Annotated in this window: 17 protein-coding genes and 1 pseudogene; 12 read left to right on the top strand and 6 right to left on the bottom strand. The window is 57.6% G+C overall.

What is annotated here, in order from left to right; genetic code table 11:
* Positions 1-160 precede the first annotated feature (160 nt).
* The 6 genes from IPK17_RS34315 to IPK17_RS34290 all read right to left on the bottom strand — a co-directional run bounded on the left by IPK17_RS34315 (position 161) and on the right by IPK17_RS34290 (position 12,109).
* Positions 161-4,477, bottom strand: a complete 4,317-nt coding sequence (locus IPK17_RS34315) for a CBM96 family carbohydrate-binding protein (protein ID WP_343422226.1) — start codon at positions 4,475-4,477, stop codon at positions 161-163.
* 784 nt (positions 4,478-5,261) lie between these two features.
* Positions 5,262-7,688, bottom strand: coding sequence for a glycoside hydrolase family 31 protein (locus tag IPK17_RS34310; RefSeq protein WP_343422225.1), 2,427 nt, complete (start codon positions 7,686-7,688; stop codon positions 5,262-5,264).
* 65 nt (positions 7,689-7,753) lie between these two features.
* Positions 7,754-8,581, bottom strand: a complete 828-nt coding sequence (locus IPK17_RS34305) for a carbohydrate ABC transporter permease (protein ID WP_343422224.1) — start codon at positions 8,579-8,581, stop codon at positions 7,754-7,756.
* Positions 8,582-8,586: 5 nt separating this feature from the next.
* Positions 8,587-9,462 (bottom strand): carbohydrate ABC transporter permease, encoded by an 876-nt coding sequence (locus tag IPK17_RS34300; RefSeq protein ID WP_343422223.1) that lies wholly within the window; start codon positions 9,460-9,462, stop codon positions 8,587-8,589.
* A gap of 94 nt (positions 9,463-9,556) precedes the next feature.
* The gene (locus tag IPK17_RS34295) at positions 9,557-10,843 is read right to left on the bottom strand and encodes an ABC transporter substrate-binding protein (protein ID WP_343422222.1); all 1,287 of its coding nucleotides are present in this window, start codon (positions 10,841-10,843) and stop codon (positions 9,557-9,559) included.
* A 207-nt stretch (positions 10,844-11,050) separates the two neighbouring features.
* Entirely contained in the window at positions 11,051-12,109 is a 1,059-nt protein-coding gene (locus tag IPK17_RS34290) for a LacI family DNA-binding transcriptional regulator (RefSeq protein WP_343422221.1), read from the bottom strand.
* A 368-nt stretch (positions 12,110-12,477) separates the two neighbouring features.
* On the opposite strand from IPK17_RS34290, the gene IPK17_RS34285 reads away from it, so the two are divergent.
* From IPK17_RS34285 to IPK17_RS34230, 12 genes and pseudogenes are all read left to right on the top strand, one after another.
* Positions 12,478-13,542: a hypothetical protein gene (locus IPK17_RS34285; protein WP_343422220.1), complete on the top strand. Its 1,065-nt coding sequence runs from the start codon at positions 12,478-12,480 to the stop codon at positions 13,540-13,542.
* A gap of 420 nt (positions 13,543-13,962) precedes the next feature.
* The gene (locus tag IPK17_RS34280; RefSeq protein WP_343422219.1) at positions 13,963-14,982 is read left to right on the top strand and encodes a LacI family DNA-binding transcriptional regulator; all 1,020 of its coding nucleotides are present in this window, start codon (positions 13,963-13,965) and stop codon (positions 14,980-14,982) included.
* Between the two features lie 68 nt (positions 14,983-15,050).
* Positions 15,051-16,355: an ABC transporter substrate-binding protein gene (locus IPK17_RS34275; protein ID WP_343422218.1), complete on the top strand. Its 1,305-nt coding sequence runs from the start codon at positions 15,051-15,053 to the stop codon at positions 16,353-16,355.
* A 173-nt stretch (positions 16,356-16,528) separates the two neighbouring features.
* Positions 16,529-17,659 (top strand): ABC transporter permease subunit, encoded by a 1,131-nt coding sequence (locus IPK17_RS34270; RefSeq protein WP_343422217.1) that lies wholly within the window; start codon positions 16,529-16,531, stop codon positions 17,657-17,659.
* A complete protein-coding gene (locus IPK17_RS34265) occupies positions 17,656-18,531 on the top strand; it encodes a carbohydrate ABC transporter permease (protein ID WP_343422216.1) in 876 nt (291 codons plus the stop codon). The genes IPK17_RS34270 and IPK17_RS34265 overlap by 4 nt, the downstream gene beginning before the upstream one ends.
* Positions 18,532-18,539: 8 nt before the next feature.
* The gene (locus IPK17_RS34260) at positions 18,540-19,652 is read left to right on the top strand and encodes an ABC transporter ATP-binding protein (protein ID WP_343422215.1); all 1,113 of its coding nucleotides are present in this window, start codon (positions 18,540-18,542) and stop codon (positions 19,650-19,652) included.
* Entirely contained in the window at positions 19,649-19,927 is a 279-nt protein-coding gene (locus IPK17_RS34255; RefSeq protein ID WP_343422214.1) for a hypothetical protein, read from the top strand. The genes IPK17_RS34260 and IPK17_RS34255 overlap by 4 nt, the downstream gene beginning before the upstream one ends.
* A gap of 40 nt (positions 19,928-19,967) precedes the next feature.
* A complete protein-coding gene (locus IPK17_RS34250; RefSeq protein ID WP_343422213.1) occupies positions 19,968-20,747 on the top strand; it encodes a hypothetical protein in 780 nt (259 codons plus the stop codon).
* Positions 20,665-21,390 (top strand): annotated as a pseudogene (locus tag IPK17_RS34245) (glycoside hydrolase family 125 protein); the annotation flags it as partial. The gene IPK17_RS34250 and the pseudogene IPK17_RS34245, both read left to right, overlap by 83 nt.
* 37 nt (positions 21,391-21,427) lie before the next feature.
* On the top strand, positions 21,428-22,678 hold the full coding sequence (locus IPK17_RS34240) for a glycosyltransferase family 4 protein (RefSeq protein WP_343422212.1): 1,251 nt from the start codon (positions 21,428-21,430) through the stop codon (positions 22,676-22,678).
* Positions 22,665-23,981 (top strand): alpha-amylase family glycosyl hydrolase, encoded by a 1,317-nt coding sequence (locus IPK17_RS34235; protein WP_343422211.1) that lies wholly within the window; start codon positions 22,665-22,667, stop codon positions 23,979-23,981. Before IPK17_RS34240 ends, IPK17_RS34235 begins: the two co-directional genes overlap by 14 nt.
* Positions 23,947-24,291: a DUF3459 domain-containing protein gene (locus IPK17_RS34230; RefSeq protein ID WP_343422210.1), complete on the top strand. Its 345-nt coding sequence runs from the start codon at positions 23,947-23,949 to the stop codon at positions 24,289-24,291. The genes IPK17_RS34235 and IPK17_RS34230 overlap by 35 nt, the downstream gene beginning before the upstream one ends.
* Positions 24,292-24,326 lie beyond the last annotated feature (35 nt).

Here is a 24,326-nt window from a genome sequence, read left to right as displayed (position 1 = left end):
GCGAACACCAACCTTCTGATTAGGTGCTGTTCAGAATCAGCGCGTTCACACCGGCGTTGGTTAGTATTCAAACAGTACACATCGCTGATTGCAGTCCAGTGTATTTGACATTGGAGAGTCCTCTCGGAACTCTCCAAGCAATTTCCGTGTACTCAGTGCCTTATGGGCTTGTCGTTAGCACGACTTCCGGCGTTGTTTCCACTTGAACCTCAATAGGGTTTTGGGTGACACTACTTTCCGATGTAGGCGTGACAAGCTCCGGCACAGCGGGCGTTGACATCTGAACTTGTGTCGAATCAACTGGGCCAGGGGGCATAGTCGCGACAGAGATTACCGGATCGACTGCCAACAGCATCACTTCATCCAGAAGCGCCAAGCTTTCGGCTCGTTGTGCTAGCCAGACAAAACGCACTTGGACGATCTGTCCGTAGTATCCGCTGAGATCAATATCGACGAACTGCCAATCTGTTGCGGGCATGACCGAATAAACAGGCGCCCATGGACTTCCGGTCGCGCTGACTTCCACGATTAACGGCAGATCTTCCCCAAAAACCCTGGCACTGAAGAGCAAGTGAGCATTTGGAACATTCCGCAGATCAATCTGCTTCGCCCAATGCAGAATGTTCTCAGTACCTCCACTGGCCCACCAGCCAAGCCCAACCCCGTTATACGCACCAGCAGCATTGAGCGTCCACAGCCCTGCGACTTGCCAATCCTGCGGCATCGTATCCATGCTGTCGTAGAGCGGCGGGGAAACGATGGGAAATTCCATCGTTGGGGTCGGAAGGACCTCATCGGGAGCAACTACCGTCGGCATACTGGGACCTAGAATAGGCAGAGTCGGGAATGGAGTGGAAGTCATCTGGTCCAAATACATCTCTGTAACTGTCGGCTGGGGAGTCACTGGCAGCGCTAGGTCGACAGTGGGAAAAGCTTGAGCGGTCGGCGTTCCGCTGAAGTTCTGTGACGTATCCGTCAGCAGCGGTGAGAGTTCGACAGTGGTAACTGCGGTCGGCACTTCGCTGGTGGCAGCAGTAGAAGTGCTGTCTACCAAAGTTGCGTTTTCAGGACCAATTATAGATGAGGCCGCAAGCTCCATTGCCTGACTCTGCATCATAGTCGCCCCACCGACCTCAACAAGGAGTTGTGGTACATTCGCGCCTTCGCGACTGGAGAGACTAATCGCCGTATCATTCGACCCTGTCAGACCTAAGCTAAGCGTTCCATTCCCGCTGACCAGCGAGGTTACGTCGAGTGTAACCCACGTATTGGCGCTGAATGCACCTGACGACCGAACGATACTCTCCAGTGCCGGGGCATTGCTAAAGGTGATTGTACTTTCTGTCCACGGTGTTGCAACTACACTCCACACATCAAAGCCTGTCGTAGTACTGCTGTTGGCATAGATCCGCAGCACCGCGTTCGTCACTGGCCCCGACACCCCTTGGACATTGAAATTGAGGTAAGTATTGACCATGGGCGAACCATCGATTCTCAGTGCCAAACTTCTGCCATAATTCGTCGTCAATACAGCCTGATTCACATAGGCATCGGCCAATGCGTTGAATGAGAGTGTTTGGGCGGGAGCTTGCGTAGATGCAGTTGGGGTGATTGTTGGTGTGACTGTCGACATTAGAGTGGGCGTCGTGCGGGACGGAACCGTGGCAGATACGGATTCGTCGGCAACGCTCAATTCGAGCTGAGGCGAATTAGCACTTTCCCTGCTGGAATACGAAACAGCACGGTTATCGTTAGAGGTCAGCACCAAATCATAGGTACCGGGTACCGTAATATAAGCGGACAAATCCACCGATGTCCAAGTGTTAGCGATCACCGGAGCAGTTGAACCAATCACATTTCCGACGGCAGGCGCGTTGTTATAGTTAAGCGTCATCTCAGTCCAGTTTGAGCCAGTCGATTGCACGCTGTAGCCCATTCCGGCACTTGCGCTGCTCGTTGCGTAAATACGCAGCGTTGCGCGGGCAATACTTCCGTTGAGGCTTGGGACCACGAAACGGAGATAAGAACGAACAACAGGACTGCGATCAGTTCTTATACTCGTGTTTCTGCCGTAATTGCTCCCTGCATTGGAGCTGTTAACGTATGCATCCTCTGATGCATTGATCGTCACTGTGTTACCGACAACAACAGGAGTCGAGGTAACTTGCCCGGTGGGTGTTGAGGTGGCAGGTGCGGGTGTGGTAGTTGGAGAAACGGTCGGGAGCGGCGCCGTGGGAGACAGCGTGGGTGTTGACGGCGGAGGTGGATTGCCAAGGATCGAGAAACTATCGCCATAAGTGCCGACAGCGTTCACGATCCGTGCATCAAGACGCCCAGCGGAAACCGTATATACGACGAAACCGGACGTATCAACGCCATCTGTACCAACAAGTCTTGCAAAGTAACCAGCTTCGCTGTCATTCATGTTGATCGAATAGCAGCACCGACCCACATTGCCGTTGATGACAATGATAGTGCCAGCGCCGCGCGTATAGCTGTTGTCGCTTCCATCGTCCACTACACACCCCGGGTTATAGGCGCCCGGTACGATTGCAGCACATGATGCTCCCAAAGCGAGCTGTCGACTGCGCTGGTAAGAGTGATCATGCCCCTGCAATACCAAATCAACGCGGCGCTGAATAAGCAGGTTCATGAGGTCGACACCGATTTCGCAGGATTTTGTTCCAGCCGTGATGCAGTTCTTATGCATCCCTACGACTACCCAGCGCCCTGACTGTTTCGCACTATCAATCGCGGCGGCCAAGGCATTGTAGTTTGTCTGTTCCGTTCGATTGAACTGGTAATCAACACCGGCATACAGTAGATCCGGGGAAATCATGATCACCCGCATAATGGGGTTGGAGTGAGGGTAGTCGAAATAGTAGTTCGCAGCATAACCCGGGCGACCAGGAATGAGGGGCTGAACCCCCAGACGGTCGGGCAGACAAGCCGTCATATTCTCGATATAGCCGTCAGGTCCAGGGCTGGTTGATGAACCTTCCTCGTGATTTCCCGTGACAAGTTGGAATGGGAAATTCGCTCCAACTCGCGCTCGAACGTAATCGCACCACGCTTGGTCTGACGACGTTTCATCGTAGTCAGCATCCCCCAAGGCAAGAAAGAATTGTGCCACACTGGTTGGGATTGCGCGCAAACTGGCATCCGAACGATAATTGGCACCAATGTCACCACCTGCGCCAAAAATGACGCTTCCAGTCACGGCTGTTTGTGACGCAGGCACAGAGGTTGTTGGAGACAGTGGAACAGTCGTCGATGATGGCATAGGAATAACTGTTGTTCCCGCCCCTGTCCCCGCCTGAAGTGGTGGCAACCAACGCGATAACACGTCAACATACGCATTTTGGAATGGCGCGCCATTTACCGAAGTGACTGCCGTGCCACTCACTGTCTGCTGCACTTGTATACCAGGTTCGACTGAGGTTCCTTCTCCCCACTCATTCCAGGTTTCGATCAACTTCCATTGAGCATTGGCGGATACGAGCACAGCAGCGGCATTTTCAAAATCCGTCAGATTACGGGCTAGCCTTGGCGTTTCGCCGCTGTTCCAGAATCCTGGGCTGATGAAAGCGCTGTGGGGTGAGTGTGTACCAGAACGTACCGCAGGTGCGTACTGATGCCAACTATCGGGTTGTGAGGCACAGGTCAGATACCCGGAAAACAATTTGAGGACAAGGTAAAAATTAACCCCTGATTGTGCTCGGGCTTGTAGCCAGCGATTCACCATTGCGCAGCCATCTGTAGCGTCGGCATATACAAAGATAACCGGCCTCCCGTTCACCTGTAGATGCGCGGGCTGATTAACGTAGTTCGCATTAATGTACTGTAAATCCGATGTGATCTCCGCCACGGTCGGATTAGCGAACCCCTCCTTTTCGTAATAGAGCGCCCACCTTAGATTCGGGTAAGGGTTATCTGCACGGTTCATCCAATTCGTGATGATCTGCCGAAAAACATAGTCTGGACCACCGGATGTGGCAAACTGCCCCGCAGTCTGACTGGTAGGGGACGATGAACGACCCCACCATGAGCTAATGCTAACTTCAAGGTGCGCCTGCGCCATCTGACTAATTTGCCAGTAGAAGATGTTCTGATCAAGGGAGCTGTACAGACCTACCGCTGGATTGATCACACCAGTGGCAGCGTTGTAAGCACCGGGAGGCACCGGGAGGAAATTAGCATTCCAGTTGGACGGCGGTGAATGACTATTGCCCTCCCAGAACGCAAAACGGCCATCAACCGCCGGGTTACGGTACCAAGGATAATAGAACGTTCCATAAATCGAAGCTCGGGTCGGTTGGAAGGCAGAGACAATTTGTTGCTGCTCAGGCATCGCTGAGATATTAGCAGTGAGTGTGAAGAGGATGATTGCGGCTATGACCGGTCTTGAGAGCCGCAGTAAAACAAAGAAATATCTGAGCAGAGAACGCCAACGTATTTGATCGGTGATGTACAACATACTATAACCATCCTTACCCATGTTGAAATAAGCAGCGACAGCTATCTTTCGATAGCTACGCATGTCGGCACACTGGTCACTAGATTGGCTGAAAGAAGGGAACGCTAGGCGTTTGCCCGTGAGAGAAATGACTAGAGGCTACCAGAGCAAAGGCGAGTAAGCAGAATGCTTCTCTCAATCTATGGATGTGCTCTTTCAGACCCAGCACACGAACTGGCGAGACACACTCCGTACTCAACTTCGCCCATCATAACGACTTGATTCAGAATTGAGAATAGAATTATAGTACTATAATCCAAATTTTTGCTCAATTCTCTGAGCGGCATTTCTACACTTCAACAAGCACATACTTGATTTAGAATAAACACTCTCTTCAACTGAACAAAATTACAATAATACAACTCCCATGAACAGCCAATCTAATAGAGCCCTCAGAGATCATTGAGAATTCAAAGCACCAGCATATATTAAAGCTAGAGGTTTTTGGTCAGCGCAGCACCAGGCTAAGCCAATGACCGTTTGTCAGCCAAAGGCCAAGGCAGGCCAGTAAGTGCGGAGAATGCCGTGAAACCGGGTTACCTGTCGGTCTTGGGCTTTTGCGGACGCGATCAATCGCGTCCCTACACAACCACGCTTTTCTCGTAGGGACGCAATTATGCCATTTAACTAATGATCGCGGATATTGGCTGTAGGGGCGACCCTATGTGCTCGCCCATGAACGGGAGGGGACACTACCCCTGATAGGGATAACGCCTTGAGTGAAAGGCACCCCCTTATCCCTACCTCATGTTAAAATCAGGCTGATTTCACGCCCGTCGTAAACCACCGTTTGACTGGCGCTGGGTGCGTCGTTCAGGCCGCCGCCCACGCTGACGCGAAACTCGCGCGTCGTAGGCATCCCCGGATAACTGCCCTGCCGAGCATGCAGCGTGAGCCGCCGCGCGGACTCATCCCAACTGACGCGAATGGTCGCGAACTGCCCCTGCTCATAGTTATAGTTGTCGCCTTCGTCCGCATACAACGTGAAGCTGCCGCTCTGTCCCGGATAAACGCGCAGATCCAGCGGGGCGTCGGGCGCTTCATCGGCATAGCTGACCACGGGTCCCAGGGGCACAATCGAACCCGCGCGCACAAACAACGGCAGCGTGTCCAGGCCTGCCTCTACGACCAACGTTTGGCCGCCCGTGTAGCACTGCCCCGTCCAGAAATCGTACCAGTCTGCACCCTGCGGCAGATAGACGGATCGCGTTTTGGCGACATCCGTGAGCGGACGCGACTCTGGCGCGTAATACATGGGCTGCGTCACGGGACAGACGAGTAAGGCGCGCCCAAACATATATTGATCGTCGACGTTATAGCACGCCGGGTCAGCGCGAAAGTCGAAGGGCAGCGCGCGCAGCAGCGTATCATCGTCGTGCGTGACCATGCCCGCGAGCGAATAGATATACGGGAGCAAGCGATAGCGCAGGTGGAGAAATTTGACCAACGCATCGTAGAAGGGTTCACCCGGCTCGCCAAACCGCCACAGCTCGCGCGGGGTATCGGTGCCATGGGGGCGCAGCATCGGCAGAAAGACCGCGTACTGAAACCAACGCACGAACAGCTCACGATAGCCCAGATCGGCGACGCCGCCGTCATAATCACCGTTCCAGAACCAGAGTTTCGGATCATTTTTGACGAAGAACGCGCCAACGTCAGTCGTCCAGTACGGCATGCCCGCCGCGCAGAAGTTCAGACCGTCCGCGATCTGCTTCCGCAGCGTGTCCCACGTCGCCGACACATCGCCGGACCAGGTGATCGTGCTGTAGCGCTGCTGCCCACCATACCCCGACCGCGTCAAGTTGACGACGCGTTTCGCCGATCCGGTCTGCCGCTGCCCCTCGTAGATGCCCTGCGAATGCAGCAGTGAGTAAGCGCTGATGAATTCCGGATCAAGGTAGGTTTTCGCCTCTTCGGTGTTGATGCGCAGACGTTCTTCCGGTTCCGGCTTAAACACGCCCATCCAATCCGCCTGAAACGGCTCAGTACAGTCACACCACCACGCATCAATCCCGTGGGCGAACAGGCCGTCATTTGCCTGCTGCCAGTAGAGCGCGCGCCCCCGTTCCTGAAATGCATCGTAGGTCGCCTGATTGCCGAGCAGACAGCCCGCCGCCCGCATTTCGCGCCAGTTGTCGCCGCCCGGGTTCATGATCGGCCAGATGGAAATCATCAGGCGGGCGTGCAGGCGATGGAGTTCCGTCATCATGCCGGATGGATCAGGAAAGCGTTCCGGGTCGAAGGTTTTCTGCCCCCACAGATCATTCGGCCACGTCTTCCAATCCTGCACGATACAGTCGAGCGGAAGGGCGCGCGCGCGGTATTCGCGGACGACATCCAACAGTTCGCTCTGTGACACGTAGCGTTCTTTCGACTGGATGTAACCAAAGGCCCAGCGCGGGAGCATCGGCGCGCGCCCGGTCAACTGCCGGAAGCTGCGCACGATCTGATCAAATTCCGGGCCGTAGATGAAATAGAAGTCCAGTTCGTCATCGACATCCGTCCACAGATACGAACCGAAGGCGTCGTCGCGAAAACTCATCCACGAATAGCTGTCGAGCAGGATGCCATAGCCGCGCGTTGACAGCAGCACGGGGATCACGACTTTCATGTTCTGCTGATACAGATACTGATGCTGTCCCCGCAGATTCAGCATGCCCTCTTCGTGGGAGCCCAGCCCATACAAGGCTTCGCCCTCCTGCCACTCAAATTCCAGTTTGGTGTGGAAGGCGTGCCGATCAACCACTTTCTGGGCGGATGACCGCACCGCCCGGACACCATCAACATCCTTGCGGACATAGGCCTCGGCATCTGAGTCGAACACGGCCTTGACCACGTCGACGGGAATGAGCGCTTTGCCACCGCGATCTGGTTCTTTGGTCAGCAGCATCCCAGTACTATCCAGATAGGTGAAAGCACAGGTCGCGCGCTGGATTTGGATGGTCAGCTTCGGCAGGGAGACGATCACCGTGTCCGGGGTGTCGTGCACGCTGAATTCCACCGACGGGTCTGGGGAGGCGATCACCATGAGACTCGGTTCGGTGGCGAAGGCGGCCGTCGGCGCATAGCGCACGCGCACCACACTGTCGGCATAGGGGATCAGCCCGAGATAGCCCGTCGTCGTTTCGATGATGACAGCATTACCCTGAAGGGTGTAGCGAATGAGTTGCAAGTTGGACTCCCTGTTGACGGATAAACGGCAAGCGCCAGAACGCTTAGATGGCGCTGCGCACGAACCTAGCCCTTCACGGCTCCGCTCGTCAGGCCGGAGAGAATGAACCGCTGCCCCAGCAAATAGATCACCAGTACAGGCGCGACGGTGAGCACAATGTCCGCCGAGACCAGATTCCAGTCCTGCTGGTACTGCCCAAAGAAGTTATAGACCGCCAGCGTCATCGGCCAGAAGCTGCTGTTATTCAGGTAGTACAGCGGCAGCAAAAACTCGTTCCAGATCCCGACAAAGTTGAGCAGCCCCGCGGTCACAATGACCGGGGTCAGCAGCGGAAAGATCACGGAAAAGAACAGCCGAAACGGGCCGCAGCCATCGATGATGGCGGCTTCGTCCAGTTCGCGCGGAATCGCATCGATGAACCCGTAGATCAGAAAGACGTTGAACGGAATCTGCGTCGCGGCGTACAGAATGATAATCCCGAACTGTGTGTTGATCAGATGGGTGATCTGCATCACTTTCGTCAGCGTGAAGAAGTTCAACGGCATGGCGATGCCCATGACGATGAAGAAGTAGACGAAGCGGTTCAGGCGGGTACGGTTGCGCGCCAACACATAGGCCGCCATGGCCGCCAGCAGCGTGCTGACGAGCGTGGCACTGGTGGCGTAGAGCATGCTGTTGACGAAGCTCTGCGCGAGTTTGCCGCGATCAATCACCGTGAAGAAGTTCTCGAAGTGCAGCGTATCGGGCCAGGCAGCGCTCATGGTGCGCGCTCCGGCGGAGTCTTTGAGCGAATTAACCAGCACCACATAGACCGGAACGAGCACCAGCAGACACACCAGCAGCGCAATGAAGTTGTTGCGCGTACCACTTAACAGTTTCGTCGATGACTGCATGATCGTTAGGCCTCAATGGGATCGCGGGTGAGCCGGCGCACGATAAAAATGCCGACCACCGTCATGATGACGAACAAGACCGTCGACAGCGCCGTCCCCAAGCCGTAGCGCCCTTTGGAAAACTCGTCGAAGACGGCGGTGAACACGACATCGGTCGCATACCCCGGGCCACCCCCGGTCAGCACATAGACGATGTCGAACACGCGCAGACCATAGAGCAGATTGAGAATGGAGACAACCGTGATCGCCGGGACGAGCAGCGGCAGCGTGATGTGCCGGAAGCGGGCGAACGGAGTCGCGCCGTCGATCTCGGCGGCCTCGTAGTATTCCTGCGGGATGGTCTGGAGCCCGGCGAGCAGAATCACCATGATATAGCCGACACCTTTCCAGGTATCGACGCCGATCACCGAGAACAAGGCGATATCCGGGTTGACCAACCACGACTGCGCCAGCCCACCCAAACCCACCGCGCGCAAAAACTCGTTCAGAATACCGGACCGGGGATTGAGGATGGAGCGAAAAACCAGCCCGACAGCAATTGTCGGCAGTACCACGGGCAGGTAAATAATGACCCGATAGAGATGCGAAAACCGCCGCACTCCGTAGTTCAGGAGAACGGCGAGAAACAAGGCAATGATCGTTTTGAGCGTAATCGTCCACACGGTGAACAGCAGCGTATTCTGGATGTAACCGAGATAGTTCTCACTGGCAGAGAGGATCGTCCTGAAGTTCTCCAGTCCGATGAAATTCACCTCGGTGGTGTAGCTGTTCCAATCCGTGAAGGAATAAGCAATCCCCATGAAACCGGGCAGAACCACGAACACGACATATAAGAGGAGCGCGCCCAGTGTAAAGTAGAAAGGATAAACGCTATTTTTCATGATGAACTTTCAGGATCAACTGACGATGGTGGCAGGTGACAACCCGGGCAGACCAGCCCGCCCGGGTCATCGTTGCTATCGGTTGATGTGCGCCTTAACCGCCCCACGCGGGATCTTGCGCGGCCTGCGCCATCTGGGCGCGGCGTTCGTCAATGTGCGCCAGCACTTCCTGCGGTTCGATGGCGTCGGTGAACATCGCCGTCAGATCCTGCCCAATGTCCATCCACTGCGGGTTCACATAGTTAACCGCCGTCTGATAGACCGTGCCGCGCTGTTCCGGCGCGAACGAGTCGAGGAATTCCTGCTGGCTTGGCATGAGGTTGAAGGTCAGCCCTGCGAACGGGAGCGTACGCATCGCCGGATTATTGTCGATGAGATATTGCAGGCTCTCCGGGCGAGTGAGGAACTCAAAATACTGCAGCGCCGCGTCGATGTGTTCCGAGCCGGAATAGATGAACTTGGTCGGGCCAGCGGGGTTGATGTTCAGGTTCTGATTATCGGCGAGCGGCATGACGAAGAAGCCGAAATTGTCGGCGCTCACATCCGGGTAATCCGCTTCAATCGACTGCGGGCCGGTCAGGTTGGTCAGGCCCATGGCATATTGCCCGGTTCCCAGGGCTTCCGTCGTAAATTCGGTGGTATCTGCCAGCGCATTGTCGCCAAAGCAGCCGAGGTCATACAGTTCTTTCAACTGCTCGACGACCGAGAGCATGGTCGGATCTTCCGCGAATGTGGTTTCGTTCGCATTGAGCGCCGTCGCCAGTCCCGGTGTGACTTCTTCATAGCGCGGCCCGAGTTCGGGGAACCACAACACATGATGCCAACCGGACGCCACCGGCTCAAAAATCGGGATGATGCCCACGCCGAGCAGTGTCTCACAGGTCGCCTTCAGTTCGGCGTAGGTGGTGGGAACGCTCAGGTTATTCTCTGCAAAGATGGCCTTGTTGTAGTTGACGACCCACGTCGTACCCATGACATCCCACAAGGTCAACCCGTAGACTTTGCCGTTGACCGAGGCCTGCTCCAGCACCAGCGGATCCATTTGCGCTACCCACGGCTGGTCGCTCAAATCGACGGCGTTGGCTTCGACGTTGTAGTTGATGATCAGATCCGTCACGCCGCTCTGCCCGCCGAAGATATCCGTGCCTTCCCCCGTGTTCAGACGCGTCTGCAGCAGCGTGAAATACTGATCCGCCGGGACGATCTGGTAATCGACGTGAATCCCGGTCTCAGCCTCAAACTGCGCGCCTAACTCGATTTCGGCATCCGGCACCCACCCCTGACTCGCCATATAGGTCAGGGTGATCGGCTCCTGCGCTTGGAGGCTGCCCACAGTGAGCAGTAGCAAGAGACTTACAACGATGAAGGTTAGCTTTTTCATGACCAATCAATCTCCATAGTGGTTCTAAATGAGCAATGTTTGGAAATTTGAGACCACGGCGGCGCCCGCAATGACCGGACGCGACCATGCCGAACTTGAAACAGGCAAAACAAAACTATCAGGTCGGCGCTGGCACCATCGACCTTTCGCACACGCTGGACTGGTTGTCTCCTGCTCGTTTGTTGACTTCCCTACCCAAACCGGGAACTACTTCACCTCCTGTGTGCTTTCCCGGACAACCAGTTGCGGCGGCACCAGCAGCTGCTTGGTCAGCGGTTGCTGTGCCGCGAGTGTTTCCGTCATCAACAAAGTCGCCTCATAACTGATCTCATACGGCGACCATTCCAGCGTGGTCAGCGAGGGCGTTACCACGCTCGCTAAATTCCCGCCAAAGCCGACCGCCATCACTGAGCAATCGCCGGGTACTGACCGCCCCTGCTGCGCCAGAGCCTTGATGCTGCCCGCCGCCGTCAAATGGCGGACGGTCACAATGGCCGTCAGGTTCGGGTTTTCCTGCAGCAAATCCAGCGTCGCCTCAAAGCCTTCTTCGACGCTGTTCAGGCCAATTTCCCGGTAGCAACTGTGTACGCCGTATTCGTTCAGCGCCTGCCGATAACCGTCGAGCGAGCGCACCGCCGGGCCGATCCCGCGGATGCGCCAATCCTCGGGATACGTCAAAAACCCGATATCCCGGTGCCCAAGCTGGACGAGGTAGTCGAACGCCTGCCGCATGGCGAGCTCAAAGTCGAGGTCGATGAAGCTCAAGCCGTCTAAATCGGCGCACCGCCCGATCATGATGAACGGGTAAGGCTGCTGGCGCAGCAGATTAATCCGCCAGTCGTCCATGCGCACCTGCAGCAGGATCAGCCCGTCGATTTGATTGCTGCGGTACATGGTGAGCAAAGAGTCGGGCGTGAGCTGCGACATCAGGAAGTTGAGAAAGTATTCTTTTTCGCTGGCGGCGGCGGCCGCGCCCGTGATGTACGGCGTTTCCAGCACGCTGCTGAGTTCGTGCGGAGATTCAATCGGATAGTGGAGCGCGAGCGTCATGCTCGCTCCGCCCCGTAAACGGCGCGCCTGCGTATGCGGCGCATAGCCCAACGCCTGAATCGCCTCGTGAACGCGCTGGCGCGTCTCTTCCGCCACGTATTCTTTGCCGTTGAGGATGCGCGACACGGTCGGCACGGAGACGCCCGCCGCAGTTGCGACATCGGCGATGGTGACCCCACGATTTGGATTTCGAGAACTAGAAGCCTTTTTCGTCATCAAAGAATCTTTTTTCTGATATCGTTATCAGATAACGATATCAGCGATTTTCACGCTTGTCAACAGATCTGGCTGGGGACATCCTAGCCAGTCGACAGCGTCCTCGACGGGACGTTCGCCGCGCCTTGACGAGGCAAGCTTGCGTCAACACGGAACGTTTGACGCAGACTGGCATTTCAGGCTGCACCGTATCGAACGTGAGCAGGATGCGCACTTACTACACACAGGCACTGCGGCTCGATCCCGGCCTAAAAGTCGCTGCCGTGTGGTGTAAATTATGAAGCTCCCATCTTCAGCTTAAACCGTGCTCATCTACCCCGGCTATCATCCGCACCCAAGCATCAGCATCCACACAGAAATGGGATCGTATGACGGCACTACCCCCTGTTCAGACCACAACCCAACGCTCAATCTCTGACCGAACGGCGCTCAATCTCGGCATCTGGTTCACCCTGATCATCTGCCTGGCGATCATCGCGCTCGGCGGCTGGCTGACACAGTTTGAGCTGGCCACGCCCGACCTGAGCGATGGGTTCTTCTATGAGTGGCAGCTGGCCACGCCCAACTTCTGGAACGCCGCGACCGCATGGATCGGCTTTGCCGTGCACAACCTGCTGATCTGGGGCGCGACATGGTGGGCGCAGGAACGCTACAGCAAATATACGGGCACACTCCGCCCGGCGAACTACTGGGCGCTCGCGATCAACGCGGTGTTCATCGTGCTGCATTACGGACAAACGGCGATCTTTTACGATGGAATCGCGCAGGACTTACCGAGTTGGACGGCGCAGTTCACGGTGATCATGATGCTGTTTGTGATCATCGCGCTGGAAAACCGCCGCCGCGGCATGTTCTTCGGCAAAAAGCTTAACTTTCGCACAGAGTTCTACGGTTGGCTGCGGCGCTATCACGGGTACGCTTTCAGCTTCGCCGTGATCTTCACCTTCTGGTTTCACCCCATGGTGCCGACGTTTGGGCACATCTTCGGCTTCCTGCACGTGATCCTCGTCATGCTGCAAGGCTCATTGATGTTCACACGCGCCCATCTGGACCGGAAGTGGAATTTCCTGCTCGAAATCATCGTCTTACCCCATGCCGCGCTGATCGCTCTCGGTCAAGGAACGGGTATCGTCTATATGTTCCTTTTCGGCTTCCTGACGATTTTCATCGTCACGCAGATGCACGGCCTGGGCCTAAAACCGTGGGTCAAATATCTGTTTGGAGCGGGTTACCTGCTCTCGATCCTGTTCACGTATCTTGTGCTGCGTGCGCCGTATCAAGCCAACGAGATCATCCGCATTCCGGCTATCGAGTACTTGATGGTGTTCCTCATGTATGGGCTGTGGTGGTTGGGCGCGCGCCTGCTCGGTCAGTTTGGCGGCAAGGCTGTCAAGCAAAAAGAGTGGCACGAAGGCGAACCCCAAGCAGCGTGAGTCAGAGGAACGCCCACAAGGCTCAACAAACTCACCCCGCCCGCTGCTCTATTGTCCCTCTCCCACGACAGTGGGGAGAGGGACAATAGCGACGTTTCTCACCTTCTGCCCGCTTGTATGGGAAAAGGGGTCGGGTTTGAGGGGCTAATTTGGTACCCTTTGAATCGCAAATTAACGGCTTTCGAAATCCGCTTTAACACCTCAAAGAAATTACTCATCAGGGCTTGGCGTCCCCGTTCAGCGAACTGAAAAGCCGCAGCGCACTGGTCAAAACAGACCCGCATCTTGATTAATTACGCTTCTCGTATACACGAGTAACTTGACGTAAAGAAATACTGGTGATATTTTATAGTTATCGTAATCCGAAACGTTTCGGATGACCAAAAGTAGTGCAATTATTGGTTGTTATTGACGGGTCACATGGTAAAACTAAAAGACTTAGCAGCTAAAACCGGTTATTCGGTAACGACAATTTCGCGGGCGCTCGGCGGCTTCAGCGACGTCAATGAGCAGACACGCCAGCACATCATCGAAACGGCGCGCCAGCTCGGTTACCAGCCACACGAACCCGCTCGCCAACTGCGCAGCCAACGCACCCAGACTATCGGCCTGATCATCCCGGCCAACGACCAAAGTTTCTCAAACGACTTCTTCAACCTGCTCTTGCGCGGCATCGGCGATGCCGCGGCCAGCGCGGGCTATGACCTGCTCATCAGCGCCCAAACCCCGGGCGCCCACGAGATGGACGCGTACCGGCGCTTTGTGGGGGGTGGGCGCGTGGACGGTATGGTCGTCGCCCGTACGCGGCAGGCCGACGAACGTATCGAGTACCTCAAACACATGCAGCATCCGTTCGCGGTCTCCGGGCGCAGCGCGCCGACTGAGGAATCGCACTTCCCGTATATCGACGCCGACAGTCAGGCTGGCATCCGCGAAGCTACTGCGCACCTGATCGCGCTCGGCCATCGTGAGATTGCGCTGCTGCTGCCACCTCCCGAACTCGCCTATACCGAATATCGACGGCGCGGCTATGCCGAAGCGCTCGTCAACGCTGGCCTACCCTATCGCACTGATTATGTGCTGCACGGCGATCTGCTGCGCTCGGGCGGCTATGCGCTCACGGACGATCTCCTCAATCGGTTTCCCGAGATCACGGGGATCGTGTGCGCGAATGACCTGATGGCGCTGGGCGCGATGAACGCGGCGCAAAAGCGCGGGCTCGTCGTCGGCCACGACCTGTCGATCACGGGCTTCGACGACATCCCCCCGGCAGAATTCGCCCACCCGGCGCTGACCACGGTGCATCAACCCGTCTACGAAATTGGTCAGCGGCTGCTGCACATGCTGGTGCAGCTCATCACCCGGCAGACCCAGCCGGAAACGCAGATTCTGCTTCCGGCCCGGCTTGTTGTTCGCGAATCAACTGGACTAAGGAGGTGATGCACGGCAGATCAGTGTGAAGTAACTCGCTTCTTCATCCTGTATAGCTCGTTCTAGAGAGGTAAAAAATGTCCACAAAATATCGTTTTATCCTGTTGAGTGTCCTCCTCCTCGCCGTCATTGCGCTGCCTGTCGTCGCGCAAGACAGCCCAACTGTCACTTTGATTTCTACACAGTTCAATGTCGTCGAAGAAGCTGAGAAATTCCGCGGTGTGCTGGGCGGGTATGCCGACGGCACGATCGAATTTGTGCCCTCGGAAGAAGGCCCCATGCTCGACCTGCTGCGCGCGGAAGCGCAGAGCGGCTCCGGTGTCAACGATGTGATCGGCGCGCTGCATGGCACGTTCCCGACGCTGGCCAACGAAGACCTCGTCTTCGACCTCACCGATCTGCTGAACGACATCGAGACGGAATACGACATCTCCGATGCGTATGTTGAACTCGGACGGATGGGTACCGAAGATTATCAGTATTACATCCCGTGGATGCAGGCCACCTACACAATGGCGGCCAGCAATGAAGCCCTCGAATATCTGCCGGAAGGCGCGGATGTGAACACGCTCACTTGGGCGCAGTTGGCCGAATGGGCGAAGAACATGTACGACGCGACAGGCGAAGCCAAGCTCGGCTTCCCGGTGGCGGGTCTGTTCCATCGCTTCCTGCAAGGCTATTTCTTCCCGTCGTTCACGGGAGCGATGGTCACGCAGTTCAACAGCCCCGAAGCAGCGGCGGCGTTCGCGTTCCTGCGCGACGAACTGTGGCCGTATGTCAACCCGCAGTCGATCAGCTATGAGTTCATGCAGGAACCGCTGCTCTCCGGTGAAGTTCTCGTGGCGTTTGACCACGTGGCGCGCCTCAAGGGTGCTTTCGACGAACGCCCGGCAGATTTCATCGCCTTCCCCGCGCCCATTGGCCCGGCGGGACGCGGTTTCATGCCGGTCGTCGCGGGCTTGGCGGTTCCGTTCACGTCGGCTAATCCCGAAGCGGCCCAAGCAGTGATTCGCTACATGCTGTCGCCGGAAGTCCAATCCGGCATCCTGAGCGAGCTCGGCTTCTACCCCGTAATCTCCGGAGTGGATATGAGCGGCTTGTCTGAAGGCGCAGCCGAACAAGCGGCGGCAGTCACGGCGCAGGCCACCTCGCCCGATTCGATAGTCGCGCTGCTGCCCATCGGCTTGGGGTCGCGCGGCGGTGAGCTCAACCAGATCTTCCGCGATGCCTTCACGCGCATCGTGATCGATGGCGGCGAGATCCAGACCGTGCTCGACGAACAGGCGGTCATCCTGCAAACGCTGCTCGACGAAACGGGCGCGCCATGCTGGGCGCCGGATCCGGCGAGCGAAGGTGCCTGCCAGCTCGCCAGCGGCATGTAACGAACGATAGCCTCACCCCTAAATCCCCTCTCCTAAAGGAGAGGGGTTGGGGTGAGGTTGAGTGTTTTCAATTGTCAAAAATCGAGCCGAGGACGAGACCGTCTCTCGTCCTCACACCAACTTGCCGGGCGCAAATCCCTCACGTCAGCAGTTAGGCGAAAGTAGATTTTCTTATGAAACGCCATCGCTGGATTCCCTATTTATTACTTTTGCCCTCGTTGATCTATCTCGCGCTGTTCTTTCTTTATCCCATGACGCAGGCGGCCCAGCTCGCCTTCACGCGCGAGGGGCAGTACCTGAATCTGCGCGCCGAGCCGAGCGACACAGCGCCCGTGACCGGCGCTCTGGCGCTGCAAACTGAAGTGCGCATCACCGAGCGCAGCGAACAGCAGGAGACACTCGCCAGCGGCGCGCAGCGTCCAGTGTTCTGGTACCGCGTCCAGGCGGAAGATGACAGCGGCGCGACCGTCGATGGCTGGGTCAGCATTCGCAACCTGTTCATCGAGAACCGCCGCACCTCTGAAACCGCGCGTGTCACCTCCGGCGAAGCGGTGCGCGAATTCTCGCTCACGCACGTCAACCGCATGTTCACCGATTTTCGCTTCGACGACGCGCTGTGGACGACCGTCCTGCTCATCATCCTGATCATTCCCGCACAGTTTGTGCTGGCGATCATCATGGCGCTCGTGCTGCAAAGCCAGATCCGCTTTAGCAGCCTGTTCCTCTACATCTATGCGATTCCGCTCGGCCTGTCCGATCTGGTATCGGGCATTCTGTGGTTCGCCATCTTCACGCAGCGCGGCTTTTTGAACTCACTGCTGGTGGAAGCGGGCATCCTCGACCTGCCGTTCATTTTCATTCAGGCGGGGCAAATGGGCTGGATGATCGCCATCATCGTGCTGGCAGAAATCTGGCGCGCGACCTCCATTGTCATGGTGATCATCGTCTCCGGGCTGCAAGCGATCCCGCGTGACTATATGGAAGCGGGTGAAGTCTTCGGCGCATCGATGTGGCAGCGCCTGCGACACATCATCCTGCCGCTGCTCAAGCCGAGTCTGCAAGTCGCGCTGATTCTGCGCACGATCCTCGCGTTTCAGGTATTCGCCATCGTCATCGCCATCACGGGCGGTGACATCCTCACCGTGCTGGCGAATGAAACCTTCCGCTGGTATGACCCGGCCCGCTTCAATAGTCCCAACATGGCGGCAGCCTACTCCGTCTTCATCATGCTGATTTCACTGGGCGTGTCGTTGTTCTACCTCCGTGCCGTCCGTTCCCAAGAGGAGGCCACGCAAACCGCATGAGCACCCAAGCGCTGGAGCGGCCAATTCCGCTCCCGAATGAACGTGAACGCCAACGGGCGAAACTCCGCCTGCGCGTGCGCCGCGCAGCCGTGTATGTCGTCGCCGTGCTGCTGGCAATCTGGATTCTGCTCCCCATCTGGTTGATCACCGACATGGCGTTCAGCACACCCAATGCGGTGCGCGCCTTCCCCAAAGACTTCTTCCCGAATCCGATTTCGCTCGATTCGCTGCGCTTCTTCATCAACAGTGAAGGCATCCTGCGGGCGTTGGGCAACAGTGTGCTCGTCGCCGTGCTCACGCTCGTGATCTCGACCATCATTGCCGTGCCCGCCGGGTACGCGATTGCGCGCTATATGTTCCGCGGGCGTGACGCGATCCGCCTGCTGATGCTCTCGGTGCGCGCCTTCCCCATCGTCGTGTTGGCCGTGCCGCTGGCGGTAATCTTCATCCGCTTCGGCTTGTACGATCAGCCCGTCACGCTGGCGCTGATGCACACTGCACTCACCTTGCCGACGACTGTGCTCGTCGTCTCCAGCGTGTTCGCCAGCGTGCCCTATGAATTCGAGGAGGCGGCACAGATCTTCGGCTGCACACCAATTCAGGGGTTTTTCAATGTGGTGCTGCCGCTGGCGCTGCCGGGGATCGCCGCGTCCGCCATTCTGACGTTCGTGCTCTCGTGGAATGAGGTTTTCGCCGCGATTTTGCTCACCAGCAACAACCGCACGCTGCCCGCCCACATCCTGTACAATCTGGATAAATCGAGCGATCCGTTCAAGTTTGCGGCGGCGTTCTTCATGCTCCTGCCGACGATGATCTTCATCTTCTTCATTCGGCGCTACCTGTTCAACATGTGGGGATCGATTAATAAATAGAGGGTTTTATGTCCGAAATTGTGATCGAAAACGCCATCAAACGGTTCGGCAAATTCACGGCGATTGATAACGTCAGCCTGACCGTGCACGAACACGAGTTCGTCGTACTGCTCGGCCCGAGCGGCTGCGGCAAGACGACACTCCTCCGCGCGATTGCCGGGTTGGGCATGGTCGACGATGGGCGCATCACCATCGGCGGGCGCGACGTGACCTTCCTCGCGCCGCGCGACCGCAACATCTCGATGGTCTTCCAGAACTACGCCATTTTCCCGCACATGACGGTGTACGATAACATCGCCTTCGGTTTAAAAATGCGCCGCGCCGACAAAGCGCACATCAAAGAGCGCGTAGACCATGCCGCCAAGCTGTTGCATATCGAGGGCATGCTCGAACGTTATCCCTCCCAGATGAGTGGTGGTCAGCGCCAGCGCATCGCCGTTGCCCGCGCCATCGCTTACGAGAGCCGCATCATCCTCATGGATGAGCCCTTGAGCAACCTCGACGCGCTGCTGCGCCTCGAAATGCGCGCCGAACTCAAGTCACTGCTCAAACGTCTCGGCGCGACAACCATCTATGTCACGCATGACCAGATCGAAGCGATGAGTATGGGCGACCGCATCGCCGTGATGCAGAGCGGGCGCATCCTGCAAATTGACGTCCCCACCCGCGTGTATGACCTGCCGAGCAATCAGTTTGTCGGCGGCTTCATCGGCAACCCGCCGATGAACTTCGTGCATGGGCAGGTGCAGAAAAGCGGCAGCGCGTATGTCGTCAAGATTGGCGATTTCACTATCACACCCGATCCGGCTATCCAGTCGGCCCTGCCCGCTTACGACGGTAAAAACATCTATCTCGGCATTCGCGCGGAAGCGATGGAAGTCGTCACCACGCCGACGCCCGATACGCTGCCCGTCATCGTCGACGTGGTCGAGCCGTTGGGCGCGCAAAATCTCCTCACGGCGCGCGTGGGTTCAGACATTGTGAAAGTTTCAACCGCGCCCGATTCGCCGATCAAAATGGGTGATCAGGTGTGGCTGCGTTTCCCGCTGGCGAAAATCCGCTGGATGAATGTTGACACGGGTCAGGCGATTACGCCGGCTGTGGCGCAGGTGACAGCATGAAACCGCTCGATTTCGGCGCGAATGGCATCAATGGCAGCGTCGATCAGTCCGGGCGCATCATCGCGCTCAACTTCTACCACCCGGAACACGGCTACGTCACGCTGACCAGTGCCGACCCCTTCCCCGACGACCAGCGCTACGATGTGGCGGCGGTGCGCGCCTATCGCAAAAGCCTCGCCGAGTTGGAGGGGTTCGGCGTGCAGTTCGACGTGCCGATCCAGTCGGTGCACAGCGAGAATCGAATGGCAGCACCACGGTACAGACATTACCTTTGAAGACGGGCGCGAAGTCGAAGCCGATACCTTCGTGTACGGTGTGACGACTTATCAACGCTGGAAGCTGAACGACATCCCGGCGCGCATACAAGGTCGTCTGTCTGTGCAGCGCTGTGCCTATACGCAGATCACCGAAGGCGGCGTGATCCCTGCGCCGCCGGTTGAAACGAATGTCACGTTTGATCGGCATGGTTCAATCGGAATATGGACAATTGAGAATCCCGCGCTGCCCGCCGCTGTGTGCCTCATCGCAAACTTTGGTGGCGCGCCGTATGAACTCGAAACGGTCGGTGCAACGCGGCTCAACCTGCCACTAATTGGCGATGACGTGATCCTGTGCTTCACGACGGGGATGAACGCGCTGGAAGCGCAGAGCCACGCGATCTCGTTCTACCCGCCAACGGCGGATCATATTGAGGCGGCTCTCCGAGAAATCCAGAATTCATGGCTTCGACATTATGCTGCCTATTCGGGGCCGGATGATCCGCTTTGGTGGCGGGGGATGTTCTACAGTCTGAGCATGGCGATTCCTGTAGGCGAAGGCGTCTGCTTCCTGACCGATCATATGCTGCTGCCGCTGTCATGGAATCGAGATGCCTATTACCTCGCATGCGCGCTGTTAAGCTGGCGTCAAGCAAAAGAGCAAACGCGACATCGTGCGCCGCCACCTGATCTGGATGTTCGAGATCGCCAAGCGCGTCGATGGCGCGTGGGGACGCAGCTACCTCGCCAACGGCATGATCAAAGACCCGTCGTTTCAACTGGATCAGCAGGTGTTCCCGCTGCTCGAACTGGCCGAATATGTGCTGGAAACGGGTGATCGCACAACGTTTCAGCGGTTGGAAGGCCACATGTATGCGATCCTCGATATGCTGTTCGCGCGCAAGGCTGATTTCGCGCCGCTCTTCCCCACCGACGAAACGCCCGCCGATGACCCGATTGCGCTGCCGTTTCACCTATCGAGTCATATTCTGTTCTGGAAGACGCTCGACAAGCTGAATCGGCTCGGCGTGGATACCGGAACGCTCAAAGACGACATGCGCGCCGCCGTGGATCGCTATTTCATCACCGACTGGAACGGTAAGCGTATCTACGCCTATGCGACGGATGGCAGCGGTAATCATCACCTGTATCACGATGCCAACGACTTCCCGACCGTCCTCGCGCCAACCTGGGGCTGGTGCGACGCGACTGATCCGGTATGGATAGAAACAATGAACTTTGCATTCTCGCCTGCGAATAAAGAGGCGTGGTTTGAGGGACATTTGGGATCGGTGCATACCAAAGCGGCGTGGGCGCTGGGTGATATTCAAGAATTGCAGCTTCTTGTCGAGCACCTAGATGACTCTATAGTCCATCGCAATTTGCGGAAACTTGGGGAAAGGGACGGTTCGCTGCCCGAAGCCTACGATCCCATGACAGGTGAAGTTGTAGCGCGCCACTGGTTTGCGTGGCCAAATGCGGCCTATGTCTGCGTGATCAATTGGGAGCATTTAAGCCATGAACATTGGCTTTGTCTCAACGCGGTTGGCTGGCGTCGACGGGGTGAGCCTCGAAGTCGCCAAGCTGGTGACGATCTTGCGGGAGATGGGTCACGCGTCGTTTTACTGCGCGGGCGAACTCGATCCGGTCACGCCGCCCGCGCGCCTCGTGCCGGAGATGCACTTCACCCACCCCGAAGCGAAACGTCTGCATGACGAGGCGTTCAGCACAGCGCACCCGCCTGCCCGCCTCTTCCGCGAGATCTACGCGAGCGCCGACTACCTGCGCGGTGAACTCGAAGCGTTTGTCGAGCAGTACGGCATCGAGGTGATCGTCTCGCAGAACGCCAACGCCATCCCTATGAATCTGGCGCTCGGCGTGGCCATTGCCGATCTGGCGCGGCGCAACCGCGTCAAGGTGCTGTGTCACTCGCACGACTACTATTTCGAGCGCACGCGCTTCATCAACAATGGCATTCAGAGCATCCTCGACGAAGCGTTTCCGCCCAAGCTGGAAACCGTGCGCCACCTGTCGATCAGCACGGTGATGCAGCAGCGGTTGTACGCTTGGCGCGGCATCCCATCGCTGTACATGCCCAACATCTTCGACTACGAAAATTCACCGCCGCCGCCCGACGACTACGCGTTGACCTTCCGCGCGGAACTTAGCTTAAGCGCCGACGACTTGATCGTTTTGCAGCCCACGCGCGTCATCCGCCGCAAGGTGATCGAGAAGGCGGTCGAACTGATGCGCAAGCTGGACGATCCGCGCCTCGTGCTGCTAATCACGGGCTACGAAGGCGACGAAGCGGGCGGCTACGGGGAATGGCTCAAAGAGGAAGCGGATCGGGCGGGTATTCGCTACCAGTTCATTGCCGACTACATCGGCGCGGAGCGGGGCGAACGGAACGGCCACCGGGTGTATACGCTGTGGGACATTTACCCGCAGGCGCACATTGCGACGTATCCCAGCGATTACGAAGGCTTCGGTAATGCCATGCTGGAAATGATGTACTTCCGCAAGCCGTTCATCATCCATACGTATCCGGTCTATGTAGCAGACATCAAGAGTCGCGGAATCAAGGCGGTTGAGTATCATTATGACCTCACTCCGGACGTGATCGCACAGACCCGCCGCCTGATCGACGATGCGGCGCTGCGGGACGACTGGACGGAGACTAATTACCGTGTGGCGACCGAGTGCTTCTCATACACGGTCGCGCGCCGCGTACTGGAAGAAGCGTTGAGGCGTTTTGATGAACCCTTCTGATCGAATTCGCCAACTGCTCGGCGACCTGTACCCGGAGCAGGTCGAGTCGCTGTTCGTCCAGATTGGCGAGCGACTGCGTAAACTCCATGTGCCGCCCGCGCAGGGCGACTACTTCTCGGAAAAGACGATCACCCTGATCACCTACGGCGACACACTGCGCCGTGACGGTGAACAGCCGCTGCAAACGCTGCGTCACTTCCTTGACGACAATGCCTACGACTTGATCGACACCGTGCACATTCTGCCGTTCTATCCGTATTCTTCGGATGACGGCTTCTCGGTGATCGATTATTACGCGGTCAACCCGGTGCTCGGTGACTGGGACGATGTACGCGCGCTCAGCCGTGACTATCGACTGATGTTCGACGCGGTGATCAATCATATGTCGGCGCAGAGCGACTGGTTCCAGCGCTTCCTCGCCGATGATCCTGACTATACGCAGTTGTTCATGACCGAAGCGCTGGAGACGGATTTGAGCGCCGTCGTGCGTCCGCGCACCTCGCCGCTGCTCACCCCGTTCACCAAAGCGGACGGCGAAACGGTGCATGTCTGGACGACCTTCAGCGCCGATCAGGTCGATCTCGACTTCCGCGCGCCCGCGACCTTCCTGCGCATCCTCGACGTGCTGCTGTACTACGTGGAACAGGGCGCGCAAGTCATCCGCCTCGACGCCATCGCCTTTATGTGGAAGGTCGCCGGGACGAACAGCCTGCACCTGCCGCAAACCCACGCCGTGATCCAGTTGTTCCGCGCCGTGCTCGATGTGTCCGCGCCCCATGTCATCCTCATCACCGAGACGAACGTGCCGCACGCCGAAAATATCTCCTACCTGCGCGCGGATGAGGCGCAGCTCGTCTACAACTTCACGCTGCCGCCGCTGCTGCTGCACACGCTGATCACCGGACACGCGGTCAAGCTGGCGGACTGGATCAACAGCCTGCCCGCGCCGACCCCGCGCACCACGTTTTTCAACTTCACCGCCTCCCACGACGGGATCGGTCTGCGCCCGGTCGAGGGGATTCTAGCGCCGGACGAACTCGCGCAGATGATCGCCCACGTCGAAGCGAACGGCGGGCGCGTCAGCTACCGCGCGCTCCCCGATGGGGGCCAGAAGCCGTATGAGCTTAACATCACCTATGTCGATGCGACCGGAGCGCCGGAGATCACGCCGGGTCAGCATATCAAGCGCTTTCTGCTGACGCAGGCCGTCATGCTCTCGCTGAGCGGCGTCCCGGCAATTTATCTGCACAGCCTCGTCGGCACGCGCAATGATGTCGCGGGGAGTCGAGCAACTCGGCTATAACCGCGCGATCAACCGCGCGAAACTCGACGCCAACTCACTTGAGGCAGAACTGCGCGACGCGGACACGTTCCGGGCGCAGGTCTTCAACGCCTACGCCGATCTCGTGCGCTCACGGCGTGGCCACCCCGCCTTTCATCCACTCGGGTCGCAGCGCGCATCCACGCTCAACGACGGGCGCGTGCTCGCCCTCGAACGAACTGCGCCGGGCGGCGGCGAGCGGGTGCTCGCGCTGTTTAACTTCAGCGATCAGCCGCAGACGGTCGAACACGGCGAGCTCGCACCGTACGAGTCGCGGTGGATTGCGGGGTAGTACCGACCCCACCCCCGGCCCCTCCCCGAATTCAG

This window comes from Candidatus Flexifilum breve (assembly GCF_016713355.1).
This window is presented reverse-complemented; position numbering and strand designations above follow the sequence as displayed.